Genomic DNA, 21,207 nt, shown 5'->3' on the forward strand with positions numbered 1-21,207 from the left:
TTTCTTTGTCATTCTGGCAAACGCCAGAATTAAGTGCCTCAATCTGGATCCCGGATCAAGTCCGGGATGACATCTCTAAATTAGTATCTCCCCGCAGATCCCAACACATTCTTGTTTTTATTGATAATAAGTTTCTTTAATTCTTCGCGGGCAGGACCCAAATATTTTCTTGGGTCAAATTCAGAAGGGCTTTCCGCGAATACTTTCCTGATAATTGCTGTAACAACCAAACGTCCGTCGCTATCTATATTAATTTTACATACCGCGGAGCTTGCCGCACGACGTAGTTGATCTTCTGGAATGCCCACGGCATTATCCATTTTGCCGCCAAACTTATTTATCATTTGCACATATTCTTGAACAACAGAAGAGGCTCCATGCAAAACAATAGGAAACCCGGGAAGCTTTTTTTCTATCTTTTCTAAAATATCAAAACGAAGCGGGGGGACAGATTCGCCAGGTTTTAATTTGAATTTGTAAGCGCCATGCGATGTCCCAATTGAAATAGCAAGTGAATCTACCCCTGTCCTTTTTACAAAATCAATGACCTCATCTGGGTCTGTATAGTTTGATTTTTCTGCTTTGACTTCATCTTCAATGCCAGCCAATACTCCAAGTTCTCCTTCAACTGTAACATCATGTGCGCGGGCATATTCTACAACCTGTTTTGTCACTTCAATATTTTTTTCATAAGGGTGATGTGATCCGTCAATCATAACAGATGAAAATCCATAATCCACGCATGATTTACAAAGTTCAAACGTATCCCCATGGTCTAAATGAAGGCATATTGGAATATTGCTTTTAAGTTCTTTTCTTACCATTTCAACTGCCCCTTGAGCCATATATCGCAGAAGGGTTTGATTGGCATATTTTCTGGCGCCGCTTGAAACTTGAATGATAACAGGTGATTGGCTTTCCGCACATCCCATTACAATAGCTTGCAGCTGCTCCATATTATTGAAATTGTAAGCTGGAACAGCATATTTGCCCTCCATCGCTTTTTTAAACATTTCCTTCGTATTAACTAACCCTAACTCTTCATACAGTTTACTCATTTTTTATTCTCCTTTCTTTTTTTATACCAATCTTCTGCAGATAAATCAGCCGTTTTTTCTAAAAATTTTTTAATCCAAATAGCAAAAAAAGCACCTAAAGTTATTGCTACAGGTAAAATATACTTTATAAAAAAATCCAGCAAAGAATTCATCATAATAAGTGAGCCCCTTTTGACCTTATATAAAGATAAATTAAAATCAAACCGGTAATAACACCTGCTGTAACTGGCAAGATCCATTGATATACAATATCCATTTGCTATCAGCTCCTTTTTACTACCTCTTTGGGAGAGATAGAAAGTTAATAAAAACTATTATTAAAATAATTGCAAGGATAATGAAAAAAAATAAGCCAAAACATTGGATTGTTTGTCATAAATTCTTCATCCTCAACAAATTTGATTATTCCTTGAATTTAACTAATTTCTCAAAATCTTCTACTTTTAGAGCTGCTCCGCCAATTAGTCCGCCATCAATATCTTCTTTTTTCATAAGCTCTTTTATATTTGATGGATTTACACTCCCTCCGTACAATATCCTGATTTTTTTTGAGATAGTAGAAGGAAGATGTTTTCTTATAAAAGCGTGAACCTCTTGGGCTTGTTCTGGGGTTGCTGTCTTGCCCGTTCCTATTGCCCAAACAGGTTCATAAGCAATTATGATTTTTTCAAGATCGCTTTCACTTATATCTTTTAAGGCTCCTTTTATTTGAGTTTTTATCACATCAAATGTTTTGTCGGATTCTCTTTCTTCCAAAGTTTCTCCGATACAAACAATTGGCACAAGCCCGTGGGATAAGGCGGTCATCAGTTTTTTGTTGACTGTTTCATCTGTTTCTCCAAAATATTGCCTTCTTTCAGAGTGGCCGATTATAACATAACTTGCTCCGGCTCCTCTAATCATAGGAGCAGAAACTTCGCCGGTAAAAGCGCCGGAATCTTTCCAGTACATATCTTGGGCTCCGACTCCAATTGTGGAATCAGTTAAAGTTTGTGAAACAGCATCAATGGCAACAAAGGCGGGGCAAACTACAATTTCGACATCGCTAACATTCCCAACTGAGGCTTTTATTTTTGAGGCAAGATCGATGGCTTCGACAATGGTTTTGTTTAGTTTCCAGTTTCCGGCAATAATTGGTCTTCTCATCTGAAAAATTCCTTTCTTGAAAATTTTATATAAGAACAAAATTTATTATAACAAAAGGGGTAATTGATTACAACTTTTTCAATCCCGATTATGACAATCGGGTTGATTTCTAAGTTCACCGTGAATAATCGGGGTTAAGGATATTTTAATGATGTTTTAGCGGTAAAATATTGTTTTTTTAAAGAGATTCCCAACACGAAGATTTATTTTAATCAGGAAGGAAGAATGTATCTTGTGGATCTGCCTAGCCCTTCTGTTCTTAATATTCTTTTGTCGACTAATATTGTAAGTTCAATGTGGGCTGTTTTATGTGAAACACCGAAAGCTTCCCTATATTCACGATTGGTAATATTTCCATGTTCCTGAATATGCTGAAGAGCTCTTAATTGCCTTTTGTTTAGTCCATGACCGCTCCATGGGTTTGTTATAAGCTTTTCTTCTTCTTCTTTTGCGGGACGTGATTCTGATACATCACGGATATAACAAATATCATCTGTTTTATAAGGTTTTTCATCACCCTCAAAAATGTTAATTACCGCTATTTTTTTTGGGTTTCTATCAATAATTTCGATTTCAAAGGAAATCGGGGGAGTGCAATGATTGGCAATAATTTCTTTTATCCTGTTTTTAAATTCAAGAGGATCAATGTCAAGGCCTATCAGATGTTTATTTTTATCATCAATGCCGAGGACTATTTTACCGCCGTCGGAATTGGCAAAAGCAACGACATCTCTTGCTAAGTCTTCGGTTGATGGGATCTGTTTTTCAAATTCAACAGACTGACCTTCGCCTTGTTCAAGGAGGGTGATGATTTCTTGCCAGTTCATACTGGAGCAATGATATCACAACCGAATTTAGCTTTCAATTTTCAAGAGAGTTTTAAAGTAATATGCTTGACCCCGCAGCATTCTTTTATCAGTTATCTTGGATTTAACTGGAATTATCCTTATATTATGATTATAATTCTATTGTTTTTAGCGTATGAAAATTATTAAAGCGCTTTTAGATTTAATATTTCCACCCAAGTGCGAAGTGTGTAATTCTTTGGGGCATGATCTTTTTTGCCAGAGATGCTTGGCACAGATTTCCTATTTAAAACCATCAACTTTTGTTCATTCTATTGGTTTGTATGAAGGCTCTTTGAAAAAAGCCATAAGAAAAATTAAATACAATAAAAGAACGCGATTGGTAAAACCGTTAGGGGAAATTATGGCAAGATATATATTGGCTAATATCGGCTCAAAAGCTTTAGACTTTTTAGTTCCTGTTCCTTTGCATTATAATAGGTTGCACGAGAGAGGTTTTAATCAATCAGAATTGTTGTCTCATCAGATAAGCAATATGATAGGAGTTCCTACTGTAATAGGTTTATTACATAGAATTAAAGATACAAAACCACAGTTTGATCTTCCTAAAAAAGATAGATTTAAGAATGTAAAAGGAGCTTTTATTATTAACGCGCCTCAATTTGTCATAAATAAGAAAATAGCTTTAATAGATGATATTTATACAACAGGATCGACTATTTCCGAGTGCACAAAAGTATTAAGAGATGCAGGGACGGAAGAAATTCATGTTTTTACCCTTTCAAGGGCTATTTAATTGTGTTAAAATAAAAAATATAATATAACTAAGGGGGATTTTTATGCAAATGAATATACAGGGGCATGGGATAGAGCTTACTTCTCCTCTCAGTCAATATGCCACTAAAAAACTCGAAAAGCTTCAGGAATTCTATAAAAATATTATTAAGATGATGGTTGTTTTGGATGTTAGAAAAAATAAGGATATAAAAAATTCCCATGTGGCAGATGTCTCAATTTGGGTCTCCGGGAAAAAAGTTGTACATGCTTCGGAAGTTGGAGAAGATATGTATGCTGCAATTGATTTGGTCTACGAAGAATTAAAACGCCAATTAGTTCGGCATAAAGAAAAACATATGAAAGAGACCCGCAGGGTTGCAGAAAAACTTAAAGAACGGCAGAGAAACACAACAATAATGTGAGTATTTTAAGCTGGATATTAAATTTAATAGGTGATTCGGATGAGAAAAAACTGAAAAACCTTCAATTGTTAATTGATCAGATAAACCTTCTTGAAGATTCTATAAAAAAGCTTTCAAATGAACAACTCCGCTTAAAAACAGATGAATTTAAAAAACGTCTGTCAAATGGTGAAACTTTAGATGATTTGCTTCCAGAGGCTTTTGCATGTGTTCGTGAAGCTGCTGTAAGGACTATAGGATTGAGGCATTTTGATTCTCAGCTTCTTGGGGGGATTGTTCTTCATCAGGGGAAAATTTCCGAGATGAAGACAGGAGAAGGAAAAACTCTTGTTGCCACTCTTCCTGCTTATCTTAATACTTTAACCGGAAAGGGGGTTCATCTTGTTACGGTAAATGATTATTTAGCAAAAAGAGACTCTGAGTGGATGGGCCCTGTTTATAGAGCTTTAGGTTTGACGGTTGGTTGTATTCAACATGATATGCATCCCCATGAAAGAAAGGTTGTTTATAGTTCTGATATAACCTATGGAACAAATAATGAATTTGGCTTTGATTATCTTAGAGACAACATGTCTTTATCAATAGAAGAGTGTGTGCAAAGAGACTTAAATTATGCAATAGTTGATGAGGTTGATTCTATCTTGATAGATGAGGCAAGAACCCCTTTAATTATCTCCGGCATGGTTCAAGATAAGGTTGAAACTTATCATAAAGGGGATAGCGTTGCAAAAAATCTTAAAAAAGAGATAGATTTTACACTTGATGAGAAGACAAAGAATGCAATTTTGACGGAAGAGGGGATAAAAAAGGTTGAAAAGATCCTTGGAATAGACTATTTATTTGATATTCAAAACATGGATGTAGCCCATCAGATAATTCAGTCTTTAAAAGCAACTTATATATTTAATAAAGATATTGATTATGTGGTAAAGGATGGGGAGATAATAATAGTTGATGAGTTTACCGGGCGACTTATGACGGGGAGAAGATATAGCGATGGATTACATCAAGCAATAGAGGCTAAAGAGAAGGTTAAGATTAGAGAAGAATCTCAAACGCTTGCTACAATAACTTTTCAAAATTATTTTCGGCTTTATGAAAAAATTTCAGGGATGACGGGGACGGCAAAGACAGAAGAGGCAGAATTTTGGAAGATCTATGGGTTAGAGGTTTTGGTTATTCCTACTAATAAGCCGATGATAAGAAAAGATCTATCTGATGTGATCTACAGAACAAAAAAAGAAAAATTCAATGCGGTTGTTTCTGAAATCATTGAAAAACATAAAATAGGTCAACCGTTGCTGGTAGGTTCTGTCTCTATTGAAAATTCCGAATTGTTGTCAAACATGCTTTTCAGGAAAGGGATTCCCCACAATGTTTTGAATGCAAAACAGCACGAAAAAGAGGCGGAAATTATTTCTCGCGCCGGACAGCGTGGAGCGGTTACTATTTCAACGAACATGGCAGGGAGGGGGACTGATATTGTTTTAGGTGAAGGAGTTGTTGCTTTGGGGGGGCTTTACGTTATTGGGACAGAGAGGCATGAAAGCAGGCGAATTGATAATCAGTTGAGAGGTCGGGCTGGGAGGCAGGGGGATCCTGGGTTTTCCAAATTCTACGTCTCTTTGGAAGATGATCTTATGAGACTTTTTGGATCAAACAGGATTTCAGGCATTATGGAAAGGCTGGGGTTGCCGGAAGGAACCCCTATTGAACATTCTTTGATTTCAAGAGCTTTGGAAAATGCCCAGAAAAAAGTAGAGGAGTATCATTTTGGGATTAGAAAACAGATTTTAGAGTTTGATAATGTTATGAATAAGCAACGGGAGACGATTTATAGTTTAAGAAGAAGGATTTTGCTGGGAGAAAATATAGAAGAAAAAATATTTGAGATGCAGGGAATGGTTATTGACGACAAAATTCACGCTTTTTTGTCAGAAGAGGATTTGCGGGATGAGGATATCGACAGTCTTATAAAATCAATCAGTGAAATTCTGCCTATCGAAGGAATCGCTCAAATAAAAAAAATCAGCAAGAAGGAAGAAATCCGCAATGTGTTGGTGCAAACACTTAGAGAGGCTTATGAGCAAAGAGTTCTGGAGATAGGGGCTAATGCTATGTCTGATCTTGTACGTATTGTTCTTTTACGGGTTGTTGATTCAAGCTGGATTGAACAGTTAGATAATATGGACAATTTGCGGAACGGGATAGGCCTTAGAGGTTATGGAGGGAGAGACCCTTTAGTTGAATATAAGATTGAAGGATATAAGATGTTTCAGGAGATGATGTCTTCTGTAAGAGAAGAGGCTGTAAGTTTAATTCTTAAAATTCAAGTTGTAAAAAGCGATGAGTCAATCATTCCAAAAAAGAAAAATATTTTATATAGTAATCCTGAAGACAATTTGCAGGAGAGTTTTGCTCCAAACAGATTGCAAAACAGTGCGACTCCGAAACCAGAGCCGATTAAAAACATGGAAAAAACTGGTCGTAATGATCCATGCCCGTGTGGAAGCGGCAAAAAACATAAAAAATGTTGCGGGGCTTAAAGGTAGGTTTTTTTATTTTACATGCAATTTCTTGTTGAAAAAGACCGATATATAGGTAGATGGCATTTAAGAGATTAGTCGGTAAAATAAGAAGGAATAGATGGCTTAGAAAAAAGATTGTAACAGGAGTGAAATTTTTCACCTTTTCATTGATTTTGCTCTTTTTTGTATTAACAACTTCTATTAATCAAAACGGTGAACATAAAGTCATATATAGCGGAATTGTTTTTAGCACTGCTTACAATTCATTGCCAAATCAAACTGATTCTTCCCCCTGGACAACGGCTTTAGGCACTCGCTGCAGGGAAGGGGTTATTGCTTCGAATTTTTTGCCTTTTGGAACAAAAGTAAAACTAGAAGGGTTTGGAGATCGTATTTTTATAGTTGAAGATAGAATGAATAAAAGATTTTATAAGCGTATAGATATTTGGTTTAGAAACCATAATGAAGCCATAAAATTTGGTGGTCGCAGACTCAAGTATTATGTGATTGAATCGGTTTAGCACCGATTATTCATACCTCGAGTAAATGTTTGACAATTTGTTGGTTATTGATTCTGCCGTGAACTCCGATTATCCTAATCGGGCTGAATAATCGGGGTTAATCCTAAATTTTTATTTCTTCAGGTTGTTTGTATTTTGTGTGTCTTAGTCCGACTCTTTCTTTTTGTATGTTGACATACCTCCTTAAAAATGTATAATATATACAAATTATATATATTAAGGAGGCTTGTCATGGAAAATAAAATGTTTTGTTATCAGTGTGAACAGGCAGCTGGAGGCAAGGGATGCTTAGTTAAGGGGGTTTGTGGAAAGAGTCCCGAAGTTTCTGCGCTTCAAGATCTTGTAGTCTACGGACTAAAAGGTCTTGCCTCATATTTTTCCCCATTAAAAAAGGCTGGGATTATTAATAGAAAAGCGGATCGTTTCGTCTTAAAGGCATTGTTTTCGACGGTTACAAATGTAAATTTTGATCTTAAAAGTTTAAGGAGTATTCTTGTTGAACTTAATGATTTTATGAGTGAGTTAAAGGCAGCTTACAAAGATGCTGTTGGAAATAAAAGCATAGAAAATATTGAGTTAAAAGGGGCTGCAAATTTTGAGTTTAAGGATGATGCTGATTATCTTATAAATTATGGCCGATCTGTATCTAAAATAAACAAAATTAATGTGGTAAATGATGATATTATTTCTTTGCAAGAGCTTTTAACTTATGGATTAAAAGGTGCGGCTGCTTATGCTTATCATGCGTATATTTTAGGAAAAGAAGCTGAAGATATTTATATTTTTTTTCAAGATGCACTTAACTTTTTAAACAAGACAAACCCTTCAATTGAAGATCTTTTGTCTTACAATCTTAAATGCGGAGAAATTAATTTAAAAGTTATGGAGCTTTTAGATAGGGCAAATACAGAAGCCTATGGACATCCCGAGCCTACCAAGGTTAGGGTAACGCCGATTTCCGGAAAAGCCATAGTTGTCTCCGGCCATGACTTAAAAGATTTAGAAGAGCTATTAAAGCAGACAGAGGGGAGGGGGGTAAATGTTTATACCCATGGCGAGATGCTTCCTGCCCTTGCTTATCCCCGTCTTAAAAAATATAAACATTTGGTTGGTAATTATGGCGGCGCATGGCAGGATCAGAAAAAAGAGTTTAAAGATTTTCCCGGGGCAATACTTATGACAACAAATTGTATTCAAGAGCCTGCAGGTTATATTGATAGAATTTTTACATCAGGGCCTGTCGATTGGCCTTTTGCAGTTCATGTTGATAATAAAGATTTTACTCTTGTAATTAATGCTGCGCTTCGAGCTAAAGGATTTGATAATGATGCTGATCCTAAATATATAACGATAGGATTTGGGCATAATGCCGTTATGAATGTAGTAGATAGCATTGTACAGGCTGTAAAGGATGGAAAGATAAAGCGTTTCTTTTTGATTGGTGGTTGCGATGGCGCAAAGAGTAGTCGAAATTATTATACTGAATTTGCTCAGGCTGTTCCAAAAGATTCTGTTATTTTAACCTTGGCTTGCGGTAAATACAGGTTTAACAAACTGGAGTTTGGAGATATCGAAGGTATTCCAAGGCTTTTGGATGTTGGACAATGCAATGACGCATATTCCGCGATAAAAATAGCCCTTGCTTTGTCTGATGCCTTTGGCTTGTCGATTAACGATCTTCCCTTGTCTTTTGTTCTTTCATGGTATGAACAAAAGGCTGTTGTGATTCTTTTGACTCTACTTTATCTTGGCATTAAAAATATAAGATTGGGCCCGACACTTCCTGCTTTTATAACACCGAATGTTTTAGGAGTTTTGGTTGACAAGTTTAATGTTATGCCTATAACAAATGTTGAAAAGGATCTAAAAGCCATTTTAGCATAAATCACAAAAGATGTTTTGATGAAGCTTTTGTCTTAGTTAATCTTGACTAAATAGATCGACATAATCAAAGAAAGTTCTTGACAATGGTTTTTGTAGCTAGTATTATTGAAATATGAAATTTTCAATTAAGTTTCAATATGGGGCAGGGGCTTTGCTTGCACTTGCGCTTAATTATGAAAAAAAGCCTTTAAAAATAGAAAAGATATCTAAAGATCGAAAAATTCCCATACGGTATCTTGAGCAGCTTTTGCTTGTTTTAAAACGGTCTGGAGTAGTTGAAAGTGTAAGAGGGAAAAAAGGGGGGTATATACTTTTAAAAAAACCTATAGATATAACTATGCTTGATGTTGTGGATGTTTTTGAGGGGGCTATAGAATTTTGCGCATGCAATTACAAGGTTAGGAGGAATAATGTTGTGTGCAATGTTCTTGTGGAGGCAGAAGATTGCGTTAAAGAAAAATTATCTAGTATTACATTGGATGATATTTTAACAAGAGAAAGTAAGAAAAAAGAATTATATACTTATAATATATAATCTTCACCCAGGTAAGTATTTGTGAGTAATTGGTAGTTAGCGAAATACCGACAAGTCCTTCTCCCTGAGGGCGAAGGTAAGTGATTGGATGAGGGTTCAAAAAGGAGAAAAAGTATATGTCAAAGATAGCAAAGGATGTAACGAGGTTGGTTGGAAAAACGCCTATGGTGATGCTAAATCGTTTTGTGGAAGGGTTGCCAGCAAAAATTGTTGCAAAGCTTGAGAGTTTTAACCCTGCAAGTTCTGTGAAAGATAGGATTGGACTTGCTATGATTGAAGATGCTGAAAAAAATAGAAAGATAGATAAAGATACTGTTATTATCGAGCCTACTTCCGGAAATACAGGCATTGCTTTAGCTTGGGTTGCTGCTGCAAAAGGATATAGGTTGATTTTAACTATGCCTGAGACTATGAGTGTTGAGCGAAGAAGCCTCTTAAAATTCCTTGGCGCTGAGCTTGTATTGACTGATGGGACAAAGGGAATGAAAGGGGCTGTTGATAAGGCCTATGAATTGGCAGAAAAGCATAAAAATGTTTTTATTCCTCAGCAGTTTTCAAACCCTGTAAATCCGGAAATTCATTATAAAACAACTGCAAAGGAGATTTGGGAAGACACTAATGGCAAAGTAGATATTTTTGTGGCTGGAATTGGCACCGGAGGAACAATTACAGGGGTTGGAAAATTCCTAAAAAGAAAAAGGGGAACAATTAAAATTATTGCAGTTGAACCTAAAGATTCTCCTGTGTTAAGCGGAGGAGTTCCCGGACCGCATAAAATACAGGGAATTGGCGCTGGATTTGTTCCTGAAGTTTTAAACACTAAAATTTATGATGAAATTATTCAGGTCTCCAATGAAGATGCTTTTGAAAATGCAAGGAAATTGGCTAGAACAGACGGGATAATGGCTGGAATTTCTAGTGGGGCGGCGCTCTTTGCCGCTAAGATGATGGCCGAAAGGCCAGAAAATAAAAATAAATTAATAGTTGTGCTTCTCCCTGATACTGCTGAAAGATATATAAGTACACCGTTGTTTCAAAATTAAAGGAGGTAATTAAAATGAATACTAAAGTTTATAAAGATGAGACGATTTTACTGCATGGAGGACAAGAGCCTGATTCTGCTACAGGATCAAGGGCTGTTCCCATTTATCAGACAACTTCTTATGTTTTTAAAGATTCAGAACATGCTGCCAACCTTTTTGCTCTAAAAGAATTTGGAAATATTTATACAAGACTTATGAACCCTACGACAGATGTTTTGGAAAAAAGGATGGCGGCTTTAGATGGTGGGGTTGGTGCTCTTGCTGTGGCATCGGGCCAATCTGCGATTACTTTATCTATTTTAAATATTGCTAAAGAAGGAGATGAAATTGTTGCTGCGGATAATTTGTATGGAGGAACTTATACTCTTTTTACAAATACTTTTCGAAGATTTGGAATTACCGTTAAACTTGTTGATTCTTCTGATCCTGATAATTTTAAAAAGGCAATTACTTCGAAAACAAAAGCTTTGTATGCAGAAAGTGTAGGTAATCCAAAATTAAATGTTACAGATCTTTCCGCTGTTTCTAGCATTGCACATAGTGCTGGGATCCCTTTTATATTGGACAATACCGTTACTCCTTATTTATTAAAACCGATAGATCATGGGGTTGATATTGTTGTGTATTCCGCAACAAAGTTTATAGGAGGGCATGGGACATCCATTGGTGGAATTATTGTTGATTCCGGCAGGTTTGACTGGGAGAAAGACAATAAATTTCCTCTGATTACAGATCCTGATCCGAGCTATCATGGATTGAAATTTGTAGATGCGTTGCGTCCGATCGGAAATATTGCCTATATAATAAAAGCTAGAGTAACACTGCTGCGTGATATGGGGCCGGCGCTCTCTCCGTTTAATGCCTTTTTGTTCCTTCAGGGGCTTGAAACTCTTCATCTTAGGATTGTAAGACACTCGGAGAATGCTTTAAGTGTTGCCAGGTTTTTAGAGAAGCATCCAAAGGTTTCTTGGGTCAATTATCCTGGGCTTGAAACAAGCTCAGAAAAAGATAAAACTGTTAAGTATTTAAAAAAGGGAGCAGGAGCAATTATAGGGTTTGGAATAAAAGGAGGAATAGACGCAGGTAAAAAGTTTATTAACAGTGTTAAATTGCTTTCACATCTTGCGAATATTGGGGATGCTAAAACTCTTGTTATTCATCCTGCATCAACAACTCATCAACAGCTTTCAGAGCAAGAACAGATATCTGCGGGGGTGACGTCTGATTACATAAGATTGTCTATTGGAATTGAGAATATAGATGATATTATAGAAGATATTGACCAAGCTTTGAGTTGTGTTTAAGGAGTCGATTTTTATATTAAGTTTTGCGGAAATAAAATATTTTACTTTTGAAGAACTTAATCTTGAGGGTGGCAAGCTTTTGGGGCCCGTTACAATTGCTTATCAAACCTATGGTTGCATAAATGAAGACAAAAGTAATGCTATATTAATTTTTCATGCCCTTTCGGGAGATGCTCATGTTGCAGGGAAACATTCGTCAAAAGAGATAAAGCCTGGGTGGTGGGATGGTATGGTGGGGTCAGGAAAAGCTTTTGATACGGATAAATATTTTGTTATTTGTGCCAATGTTTTGGGTGGGTGTATGGGTTCTACGGGACCGTCTACCGTAAACCCAAAGAATAAAAAACCTTATGCGATGACATTTCCTTCTATTACCATAAAAGATATGGCTGCAGCTCAGATTTGGCTTTTAGACGATTTAGGGGTAAATGTTTTGCATGCTGTTGCCGGTGGTTCTATGGGGGGGATGATAGCTTTACAGTTTTCCGTAAGTTATCCTGATAGAGTAAAAAATGTGATAGCAATTGCCACATCCGCAAAAACATCTCCTCAGAATATCGCTTTTAATGAAGTTGGAAGACAGGCAATTGTACATGATCCTAATTGGCAGAAAGGAGATTATTACGGAAAATCTTTTCCTAATCATGGATTGGCAATCGCAAGGATGATAGGGCATATTACTTATTTAAGCGATAAATCTATGCGCAATAAATTTGGCAGAGGGATGAAGAAACAAGAAATAACGGAGGTTAAATTTTCCGACCCTCTTTTTGAAGTCGAAAGTTACTTAAGGCATAAAGGTTTGACCTTTACCGAGAGATTTGACGCCAACAGTTATCTTTATTTGACCCGAGCTATTGATCTTTTTAATTTGGAGGATGAAGGGGCAGGCAGCCTAAAAAGAGCTTTTTCAAAGGCTACGGCTAAATTTTTAATAATTTATTTTAAATCTGATTGGTTGTTTCCGGAGTACCAGTCGTTAGAAATTGTTGATGCCATAAAAGATAATTTTGGAGATGTATCTTATAGAACAATTGAGTCAAATTACGGACATGATGCTTTTCTTTTAGAAACTGATAAATTGACGGATGCGGTAAAAAGTTTTTTGTTTGGAGCTAAAAAGTGATTTACAAAGAGACGACAAAGCCTGATCATAAAATAATTTCCGATTTTATCTCTGATAATTCAAAAGTTTTGGATTTGGGGTGTGGCGATGGGTCATTGCTTGATTCTTTGATAGTAAATAAAAATGTAAAGGGCATAGGAATAGATAATTCCCCGGAAAACATTAACCAATGCCTTAAAAAAGGACTGTCTGTTTTGCATCTTGACTTAAACAAAGGGCTTGCGAGCTTTGATGATAATTTCTTTGATTTTGTTGTTTTAAATATGACATTGCAGGCAGTTTTTAATCCTGTTTCTTTAGTTTCGGACATGGTAAGAGCAGGCAAAAAAGCCATTGTAGGGTTCCCAAATTTTGGGCATTGGAACTTATTGCTTAATTTGCTTGCACATCAACGCATGCCCAAGACAAAGACGCTTCCTTATGAATGGCATGATACTCCAAATATTAGGCTTATGACCATAAAAGATTTTAAAATTCTTTGCAAGGAGAACAGCTTTAAAATTTTAAAAGAGATTTACTTAAATGAAAAGGGAAATAAAATTTATGGCCCATTTATAAATTGGAGGGCTGTTGAAGGGATATTTTTGATTTCCAAATAAAAAATTATATTGTTTGGATTTGTTTGACTTTTGCCGTGTCAAAAAGGCCTCATTGACTATTTAATGAGATTTATCTTATTATGTTCTATAAGAGGTTATTTTAAATAATACTTATGTCAAAAGAGACAGAAAAAAAAGATTTTTTGAAAATAGCAGGCAAAAAATTTTCTTCCAGGTTATTTCTTGGCACAGGAAAATTTCCATCTAATGAAATTTTGCGTAAAGCTCTTTTTGCGGCTGAAACAGAAATTGTAACCGTTGCTTTGAGGCGTATAGATTTAAACTCAAAGGGGGAAGACATTCTTGATGCCATTGACACTGAAAAATATCTTATTTTACCCAATACGTCGGGGGCTAGAACCTGTGATGAGGCTGTTAGACTGGCGAAGCTTGCCAAGGCATCTGGAATAGGAAACTGGGTAAAACTTGAAGTTACGCCTGATCCAAATTATCTTTTGCCTGATCCAATAGAGACATTTAGGGCAGCAGAAATTTTGGTGAAAGAGGGTTTTGTTGTCCTCCCATATATAAATGCTGACCCTATCTTGGCAAAAAGGCTGGAGGAGATTGGTTGTGCGACTGTTATGCCTCTTGGTTCTCCTATCGGGTCGCATCAGGGGCTTAAAACAAGAGAATTTATTGAGATTATAATTGAACAGTCAACTATTCCTGTAGTTGTAGATGCTGGAATTGGAGCTCCTTCACATGCAGCTTTTGCTATGGAATTGGGGGCGGATGCTGTTCTTGTTAATACTGCAATTGCTGTGGCAAAAGACCCTATAAACATGGCGGAGGCTTTTAAGCTAGCTGTTTTAGCCGGTCGCCAGGCATATGAGATTGGAATTGGGACACCCCAAAAAAAAGGGTTAGCTTCCAGTCCTTTGACTGGATTTTTGAGATAACGTTCCCATTTTCTTTAAAAAAGCATATTTATGAGTTTTATTAATGTAATTAATGATTTTGATTTAAAAGAAGCGCTTAGAATTATAAAAAATGCTTCGGATTCAGATGTTTATGCTGTTTTATTGAAGGATAAAATAAGCTTTAATGATTATCTTGTTCTTTTATCTGATGCCGCATCTTTTTTTTTAGAGGATATTGCAAAAAAAGCCAGACTTTTAACATTAAATTTTTTTGGAAAGGCTATTTTGATGTATGCTCCTCTTTATCTTAGCAACGAATGCGATAATTGTTGTTTATATTGTGGGTTTAATCATAATGTCGTTGGAAGTCGTATTTCTCTTTCGGTTAAAGATGTCATTAAAGAGTCGGACTTTCTTTATAATAAAGGATTTCGACATATACTTCTTGTCTCTGGAGAAAAGAGGTCGAAGATCTCTATGGATTATCTTAAAAAGATAATTTCTTCTTTGCATGAAAAGTTTGAATCCATATCTCTTGAGATTTTTCCTTTATCAAGCGATGAATATAAAGAACTTTATCTTTCTGGAGCAGATGGCGTGACTGTTTATCAGGAAGTTTACAGCAGAAAGTTATATAAAAAGGTTCATCCTTCTGGTCCGAAATCTGATTATGAGTTTAGGTTGCTTACGCCAGAAAGAGCGGCAGATACAGGTTTTTACAGAATTAATATAGGGGTTCTTTTGGGGCTTGGGAATTTTTTTGAGGAGTCGGCGTTGCTTGGTTTACATGCTTTTTATCTGAAAAAAAAATATTGGAGAACGCAGCTTTCTGTCTCTTTCCCTAGAATAAAAGTTTCAACGGCGGGGTTTAAACCTTTGAACCCTATATCTGACAGGCAATTTCTTCAGTTGTTATTTGCTCTAAGAATTTATCTTTCGAGCATTGGGCTTGTTTTATCAACCAGAGAGGATGAAAATTTTAGAAATAATTTAATCTCTCTGGGGATAACACAAATGAGCGCAGAATCAAAAACTAATCCTGGCGGGTATCTGAATCAAAAAAAAAGTAAAAAGCAATTTAATATTTCTGATACCAGAAGTCTAGATGAGGTTTGTTCTGTGTTAAGGGAAAAAGGATATGATCCCGTATTTAAAGATTGGGACAAGCAGATAAGTGTGTCAACTTTGGATAAGGAAAGATCCCCAATATGATAAAAGTTATTATAAATGGAGAGAATCATGAGTTTAAGCAGGAGTTGACTGTTTTGGAATTAATTCAGTATTTTAATTTGAACCCGTATAGGATTGTTGTACAGATAAATGACAATGATATTGTGGAAAAAGAGGATTTTAAGGAATATAAAATTAAAGATAAGCATAAAGTGGAACTTATTAAGTTTATGGCTGGGGGTTAGAGGATTTTATGGAAAGATATAGTAGGCAAATTATTTTGCCAGGTATAGGGAAAGAGGGACAGGAAAGAATTTTAAAATCAAAAGTTCTAGTTGTTGGATTGGGTGGATTGGGTTCTTCTGTTGCATATTATCTTGCTGCAGCCGGGATTGGAATGCTTGGAATTGTTGATTATGATTTTGTTGACATAACAAATTTAAATCGTCAAATTTTATATAAAGAAGAAGATTTGGGGAAAAGTAAAACCGAAATAGCTAAAGATGAATTAAAAAGATTAAACTCAGAGATAAAAATTATCCCTTATCATTTGCGTTTAACAAAAGAAAATATAGGAGAAATTTTTAAGAAATACGACATAATTGTCGATTGCAGTGATAACTTTGATACACGTTATCTTATAAATGATATAGCTGTTTTATTTTCTAAACCTTTTGTACATGGCGCTTTACTCGGATATGAAGGCCATGTAACAACTATTGATGTGAAAAAAGGACCTTGTTACAGATGCTTATTTAAGGAGCCCCCACCTTCGGGGACCACTCCTTGCTGTCGTGAAGCAGGGGTTCTTGGAGCTTTAGCAGGGGTTGTTGGATCTATTCAGTCTTTGGAGGTTTTTAAATTGGTGTTGGGCATAGGCAATCCTCTGGTAGGGGAGCTTTTGACTTTTGATGTGCTTAAGTCATCTTTTAGAAAAATCAATTTTATAAAGAATAAAAATTGCATTGCATGTTGCAAAAAAGAGAGTAATAATTTATTTGAAGGTAATTATATTGACGCCTAAATTTGTAGAACAAAATTATAATAATTCAATTCCCAATATTGACAAAGGGTTTTATATGTATATAATATATATATTATATACATATTATGGGGGTGTTTGAGGTATGAAACGTAAAATAATAAAAATAGATACAGAAAAGTGTATGGGGTGTGGCGATTGTATTCCAGGATGTCCCGAAGGAGCTCTTCAGCTTATTGATGGCAAAGCTCGATTGATTTCTGATCTCTTTTGCGATGGATTAGGCGCATGTATTGGATCCTGTCCTGTTGATGCCATAAAAATAGAAGAGAGGGACGCAGAACCTTATGATGAAAAAAAGACTATGGAGAATATTATTAAAGGTGGAGCAAATGTTATAAAAGCCCATCTTTTGCATCTAAATGACCATGGGGAGGAGACGTTTTTAAAAGAGGCGATGGAAGTTTTAAAAGAAAAGAATATTCCTGTGCCGGAGTTTAAGGATAAGAGGAAAGATAAAGAGTGTGGATGCCCGGGGGCGAAGATGATTGATTTTTCAGAGGGAAAAAGAGGCTCAGAGCTTAGACAGTGGCCGGTACAGCTTCATCTTGTACCTCCCAATGCCCCTTATTTTAAAGGAAGAGATGTCATTTTGGCGGCAGATTGTATCGCGTATACATTGGCCGATTTCCACAAAGATTACCTAAAAGATAAAAGCTTGGCAATTGCCTGCCCAAAACTTGATGCCGACAAGGAAATTTATATAAATAAAATTAAGACTATGATAGATGAGGCAAAGATTAATACTTTGACTGTTATGATTATGGAAGTTCCGTGCTGTTCCGGCCTCCTTGCAATTGCAAAAGAGGCGCAGGCGCAGGCAAAAAGAAAAATTCCAATTAAATTAACTATTGTGGGGATCAAAGGGGATATCTTAAAAGAAGAGTGGATATAAAACCCTCACCCAAATTTATAGATAGTTTGAAGATTGGCAGGCAGGCACCCTCTCCCAGAGGGAGAGGGATTGGTAAATAAAGGTAAGTAAAAAGATGAAAGATAAGTTGCTAGAGGCAATGGAAACTTATTTTGATGGTGATCAGAAAAGGATAAGTCATGCGAAAAAGGTTTTATATTTTGCGGAAGAAATTATGTCAAAAGAGGGGGGAGATAAAGACATTATAATTGCCTCTGCTATTTTGCATGATATAGGGATCCACAACGCAGAAAAAAAATACAATTCAACAGCTGGTAAATATCAGGAGATAGAAGGCCCCCCAATTGCGAAAAAAATCCTTGAGGACATAGGATTTCCTCAGGATAAAATAGGAGAAGTTCTTGATATTATAGCCCATCACCACAGTGGAGGGATAGAGACTAATAACTTTAAAGTAATCTGGGATTCTGACTGGCTGGTTAATATTAAAGAAGATGATAATCTTAATATCGACAAACATAAAGCTGATAAAATATTTTTCACAAATACCGCGAAAAGAATATATTCTTTCTGTTGTGCGGGATGTCCTCCCGAATTTAAGAAAAATCAGGGGAAATATGCAAAATAAAGAAGCGGGGAAAAGTTCCAATTCCCAATGTCCAATTTCATCACATCTATTGGCTTGATTTTTTTGACTTTTGGGTGCATGGTTAGGAGCCAAGTGAAAAAGATGAAAGCCAATAACAAAATATATGCAGATGAAACAATTGTGCAACAGCTTGTTGCACAAATCCCATATTTCCTTTTATTAAAAAATCCAACAACTTGTTGGATAATTGTCACATAGTGTATACAATAAAATCTTAAATAGGGGTGCAAGGTTGAATAGGGAAATTGTTGATCAAAACAATAATCCAGACACTGTCTGGACTTTTATATTGAGTTCCTTGAAATTTAGGAGTAAATTTACAATCCAATGTTTAAAGGCATCGAATTTGAGACCTTTAAATATATTTTTAATAATACCTGTTCTTCTAGCGTTTTTTGCACTATTCGCGGACGCTGCTCCACTTTCACTTCAAGATGCAGTGAATTCTGCACTCAAACAAAATCCTGACATAGCCTCTTATAAAGCAGCATGGGAATCGGCAAAGGCAAAAATTCCGCAGACTTTATCTCTTGATGATCCTAAAATTGGGATTGAATATGAACAGGCGGAATCTTTATCCAATCTTGAAAGCGGAATGAAAATGTATACCGCAAGCCAGATGATAATGTTTCCTGGTAAAATTTATGCCAAATATCAAATGGCGGCAGCTTCCGCTCAAATGTGGGAGTATCGCTATAAATCTAAAAAACTAGAAATTCTAAATGAAACGAAATCCTTATATTATAATCTTTTCTTTTTAGATAGAGCAATTACAATTATGAAAGATGTCAAAAATTATCTTTCGAGAATAAAAAAGGTCGCTGAAGCCAAATATGTTATAGGAAGCGTTATGCAATCGGATATGCTTCAGGCAAATATCGAATATCTTTTGGCAAATAACGAATTAACTAATTTGGAACAGGAAAGGTCTGCAAAAGAGTCAAAATTAAAAGCTTTTATGGGCGTAAATGATAATAATATAATTGAAACTGATTCATCATTAGAAGTTTTGGCAACACTTGAATCGTTATCTTCTTTAAGGGATTTAGCACTAGAAAATCGCCCAGAACTTCTTGCGATGAAGGCAGAAATTGCGATGAAGGATTATTCTCACTTAGATTCTAAAATGGAGTTTTTCCCTGACATTGATCTTGGAGTAAAAAACCGTGTAGGAGATGGGTGGGATGCAATGGCATCTATTTCTATTCCGCTTTATTTTTGGAAACAAGGATATTCTTTTTCTTCTGCCGGATTTGAACGTGAAATGGCAGAAGCGACTTTTCGTAATATGGTTAACATGACATCATGGGAGGTAACCGAATCTTATGTTATGGCGGAATCCGCCAAGCGAACTTTTTTACTTTATGAGGAAAGCATTGTTCCGCAGAGCTTACAGGCTTTAAATGTTGCGCTTACTGCTTATCAATCAGGGAAAACCGATTTCCAGACTTTGCTTCAACTTGAAAGGATGTATAAAGAGTCAAAATTGAAACTTTATGAAAACCAGGTCTCTCTTGGAAAGGCTATAGCCTGGCTTGAGAGGATTACTGGAAAGGAGATGGGAAGATGAGATATCTAGTTATGCGAGAAGTTGCTGTGTCTAAGCGTAAGGGCGTATCGCGATACTCCCTTATGCTGGCGATGATCTTTTCTTTTTTATTGGGGGTCTTAATCCTAACTGGTTGTGCGGAAAAGCCACAGGTTTTCAAGATAGAAGACATAAGCCTTGAAATATCAACTAATCCTTCTCCTCCAAAAGTTTCCGATAATACTTTAAGCATTAAATTAATAGATAGCATGGGAATGCCTGTCAAAAACGCCATGATTCACATAAATTATGGAATGCCGGCGATGGGTGGTATGCCCGCAATGTTTGCACAAACGGAAGCTACGCTTCATCAGGATGCTTATCATGCGGAACTTTCTTTATCAATGGATGGGACATGGAACTTGAATATGGAAATACATATTCCTGATAAGCCACACATGGCTTTAAACTTTAGCATTACAACCGGAATTAAAGGGATAACACTTAAATCTGAAACTTCAAAAACAATGGGAACAGAAGAGGCTCAAACCATGGAAAACATGATATCTGTCTCAAAAGAGGAAGAAAATATAATAGGGGTTGAAACATCTTCTGCTATTTTCCGCAATCTTGTAAAAGAGATAAAAACGGTTGGAACAGTTGCATATGATCCCGATCTTTATGTTGCGCAAGAAGAATTTATATCGGCATTAGAGCTAAAAGATGCTGATTTGATCTCTGCTTCAAAAAAAAGATTGCAAGTTCTTGGAATGAGCAATTCACAGATTAAAGTTCTTGAGAATAACGGAAAATCACAATCAAATCTTATTCTTCCAGGCACTCAAGCTTTTGTGTATGCCACAATTTATGAATATGAATATGGCTTAATAAAAGATGGACAGAATGTTGAGATTGAATCTCAAGCTTATAAAGGAGAGATATTTGATGGCAAGATTGTTTCAATTCCCCAAGTTTTTGATGCTATGACAAGATCTGTAAAAGTAAAAATTGAAGTTACAAACACATTGCAAAAATTAAAGCCTGAAATGTTTGTAAATGTAACATTTAAAATAAATTTAGGCAAAAAACTGTCTGTGCCGGAAGAGGCGGTTATCAATACAGGAGAAAGGTCAATTGTTGTTGTTTCTGACAATCAAGGAAATTATAATAGCCGCGATGTTAAAGTAGGGGAAAAAGTTCAAGGATATTATGAAATAATAAGCGGTTTGAGAGAAAACGATAAGGTTTTGATATCAGGAAACTTTTTAATAGATTCAGAGTCGCGGTTGAGATCAGCTGTGAAAGGTGAACACAATCATTAAATTGGGGGGC

23 protein-coding genes are annotated in these 21,207 nt (G+C 36.0%); 20 read left to right on the forward strand and 3 right to left on the reverse strand.

Annotation, left to right across the window (positions count from 1 at the left end; translation table 11 throughout):
- Positions 1 to 80: 80 nt before the first annotated feature.
- The 3 genes from A2290_07160 to A2290_07170 all read right to left on the reverse strand — a co-directional run bounded on the left by A2290_07160 (position 81) and on the right by A2290_07170 (position 3,031).
- Positions 81 to 1,058 (reverse strand): fructose-1,6-bisphosphate aldolase, class II, encoded by a 978-nt coding sequence (locus A2290_07160; protein ID OGC13454.1) that lies wholly within the window; start codon positions 1,056 to 1,058, stop codon positions 81 to 83.
- 402 nt (positions 1,059 to 1,460) lie between these two features.
- Positions 1,461 to 2,204, reverse strand: coding sequence for a triose-phosphate isomerase (locus A2290_07165; GenBank protein OGC13455.1), 744 nt, complete (start codon positions 2,202 to 2,204; stop codon positions 1,461 to 1,463).
- A gap of 212 nt (positions 2,205 to 2,416) precedes the next feature.
- On the reverse strand, positions 2,417 to 3,031 hold the full coding sequence (locus A2290_07170) for a hypothetical protein (GenBank protein OGC13456.1): 615 nt from the start codon (positions 3,029 to 3,031) through the stop codon (positions 2,417 to 2,419).
- Here A2290_07170 and A2290_07175 point away from each other — a divergent pair.
- From A2290_07175 to A2290_07270, 20 genes are all read left to right on the forward strand, one after another.
- A complete protein-coding gene (locus A2290_07175; protein ID OGC13457.1) occupies positions 3,020 to 3,199 on the forward strand; it encodes a hypothetical protein in 180 nt (59 codons plus the stop codon). The two genes, A2290_07170 and A2290_07175, sit on opposite strands and share 12 nt — an antisense overlap.
- Positions 3,186 to 3,806 carry a hypothetical protein gene (locus tag A2290_07180; protein OGC13458.1) on the forward strand — a complete coding sequence of 207 codons (621 nt, stop codon included), beginning with the start codon at positions 3,186 to 3,188 and terminating at the stop codon, positions 3,804 to 3,806. Before A2290_07175 ends, A2290_07180 begins: the two co-directional genes overlap by 14 nt.
- A gap of 43 nt (positions 3,807 to 3,849) precedes the next feature.
- Positions 3,850 to 4,209: a ribosomal subunit interface protein gene (locus A2290_07185; GenBank protein ID OGC13459.1), complete on the forward strand. Its 360-nt coding sequence runs from the start codon at positions 3,850 to 3,852 to the stop codon at positions 4,207 to 4,209.
- A gap of 2 nt (positions 4,210 to 4,211) precedes the next feature.
- Entirely contained in the window at positions 4,212 to 6,755 is a 2,544-nt protein-coding gene (gene secA, locus A2290_07190; GenBank protein OGC13478.1) for a preprotein translocase subunit SecA, read from the forward strand.
- A 209-nt stretch (positions 6,756 to 6,964) separates the two neighbouring features.
- On the forward strand, positions 6,965 to 7,258 hold the full coding sequence (locus A2290_07195; GenBank protein OGC13479.1) for a hypothetical protein: 294 nt from the start codon (positions 6,965 to 6,967) through the stop codon (positions 7,256 to 7,258).
- Positions 7,259 to 7,501: 243 nt separating this feature from the next.
- A complete protein-coding gene (locus A2290_07200) occupies positions 7,502 to 9,142 on the forward strand; it encodes a hydroxylamine reductase (protein OGC13480.1) in 1,641 nt (546 codons plus the stop codon).
- Positions 9,143 to 9,254: 112 nt separating this feature from the next.
- On the forward strand, positions 9,255 to 9,677 hold the full coding sequence (locus A2290_07205) for a hypothetical protein (protein OGC13460.1): 423 nt from the start codon (positions 9,255 to 9,257) through the stop codon (positions 9,675 to 9,677).
- A 116-nt stretch (positions 9,678 to 9,793) separates the two neighbouring features.
- Positions 9,794 to 10,720, forward strand: coding sequence for a cysteine synthase A (locus tag A2290_07210; GenBank protein OGC13461.1), 927 nt, complete (start codon positions 9,794 to 9,796; stop codon positions 10,718 to 10,720).
- A 14-nt stretch (positions 10,721 to 10,734) separates the two neighbouring features.
- On the forward strand, positions 10,735 to 12,024 hold the full coding sequence (locus A2290_07215) for an O-acetylhomoserine aminocarboxypropyltransferase (GenBank protein ID OGC13462.1): 1,290 nt from the start codon (positions 10,735 to 10,737) through the stop codon (positions 12,022 to 12,024).
- A complete protein-coding gene (locus A2290_07220) occupies positions 12,017 to 13,150 on the forward strand; it encodes a homoserine O-acetyltransferase (protein OGC13463.1) in 1,134 nt (377 codons plus the stop codon). The genes A2290_07215 and A2290_07220 overlap by 8 nt, the downstream gene beginning before the upstream one ends.
- Positions 13,147 to 13,749, forward strand: coding sequence for a methionine biosynthesis protein MetW (locus A2290_07225; GenBank protein ID OGC13464.1), 603 nt, complete (start codon positions 13,147 to 13,149; stop codon positions 13,747 to 13,749). The genes A2290_07220 and A2290_07225 overlap by 4 nt, the downstream gene beginning before the upstream one ends.
- Positions 13,750 to 13,862: 113 nt before the next feature.
- Positions 13,863 to 14,651, forward strand: coding sequence for a thiazole synthase (locus A2290_07230; protein ID OGC13465.1), 789 nt, complete (start codon positions 13,863 to 13,865; stop codon positions 14,649 to 14,651).
- A 30-nt stretch (positions 14,652 to 14,681) separates the two neighbouring features.
- Positions 14,682 to 15,824 (forward strand): thiamine biosynthesis protein ThiH, encoded by a 1,143-nt coding sequence (locus A2290_07235; GenBank protein ID OGC13466.1) that lies wholly within the window; start codon positions 14,682 to 14,684, stop codon positions 15,822 to 15,824.
- Positions 15,821 to 16,027 carry a thiamine biosynthesis protein ThiS gene (locus A2290_07240; GenBank protein OGC13467.1) on the forward strand — a complete coding sequence of 69 codons (207 nt, stop codon included), beginning with the start codon at positions 15,821 to 15,823 and terminating at the stop codon, positions 16,025 to 16,027. Before A2290_07235 ends, A2290_07240 begins: the two co-directional genes overlap by 4 nt.
- Before the next feature lie 8 nt (positions 16,028 to 16,035).
- Entirely contained in the window at positions 16,036 to 16,806 is a 771-nt protein-coding gene (locus A2290_07245; GenBank protein ID OGC13468.1) for a hypothetical protein, read from the forward strand.
- A 103-nt stretch (positions 16,807 to 16,909) separates the two neighbouring features.
- Positions 16,910 to 17,719, forward strand: a complete 810-nt coding sequence (locus tag A2290_07250; GenBank protein OGC13469.1) for a 4Fe-4S ferredoxin — start codon at positions 16,910 to 16,912, stop codon at positions 17,717 to 17,719.
- A 94-nt stretch (positions 17,720 to 17,813) separates the two neighbouring features.
- Positions 17,814 to 18,326, forward strand: coding sequence for a hypothetical protein (locus A2290_07255; GenBank protein ID OGC13470.1), 513 nt, complete (start codon positions 17,814 to 17,816; stop codon positions 18,324 to 18,326).
- 27 nt (positions 18,327 to 18,353) lie between these two features.
- On the forward strand, positions 18,354 to 18,545 hold the full coding sequence (locus A2290_07260; protein OGC13471.1) for a hypothetical protein: 192 nt from the start codon (positions 18,354 to 18,356) through the stop codon (positions 18,543 to 18,545).
- A gap of 34 nt (positions 18,546 to 18,579) precedes the next feature.
- Positions 18,580 to 19,917 carry a hypothetical protein gene (locus A2290_07265; GenBank protein OGC13472.1) on the forward strand — a complete coding sequence of 446 codons (1,338 nt, stop codon included), beginning with the start codon at positions 18,580 to 18,582 and terminating at the stop codon, positions 19,915 to 19,917.
- On the forward strand, positions 19,914 to 21,197 hold the full coding sequence (locus A2290_07270; GenBank protein OGC13473.1) for a hypothetical protein: 1,284 nt from the start codon (positions 19,914 to 19,916) through the stop codon (positions 21,195 to 21,197). The genes A2290_07265 and A2290_07270 overlap by 4 nt, the downstream gene beginning before the upstream one ends.
- Positions 21,198 to 21,207 lie beyond the last annotated feature (10 nt).

The sequence above is a fragment of the candidate division WOR-1 bacterium RIFOXYB2_FULL_36_35 genome (assembly GCA_001771505.1).
Classification (GTDB): Bacteria; Margulisbacteria; WOR-1; order XYC2-FULL-46-14; family XYC2-FULL-37-10; genus XYB2-FULL-36-35.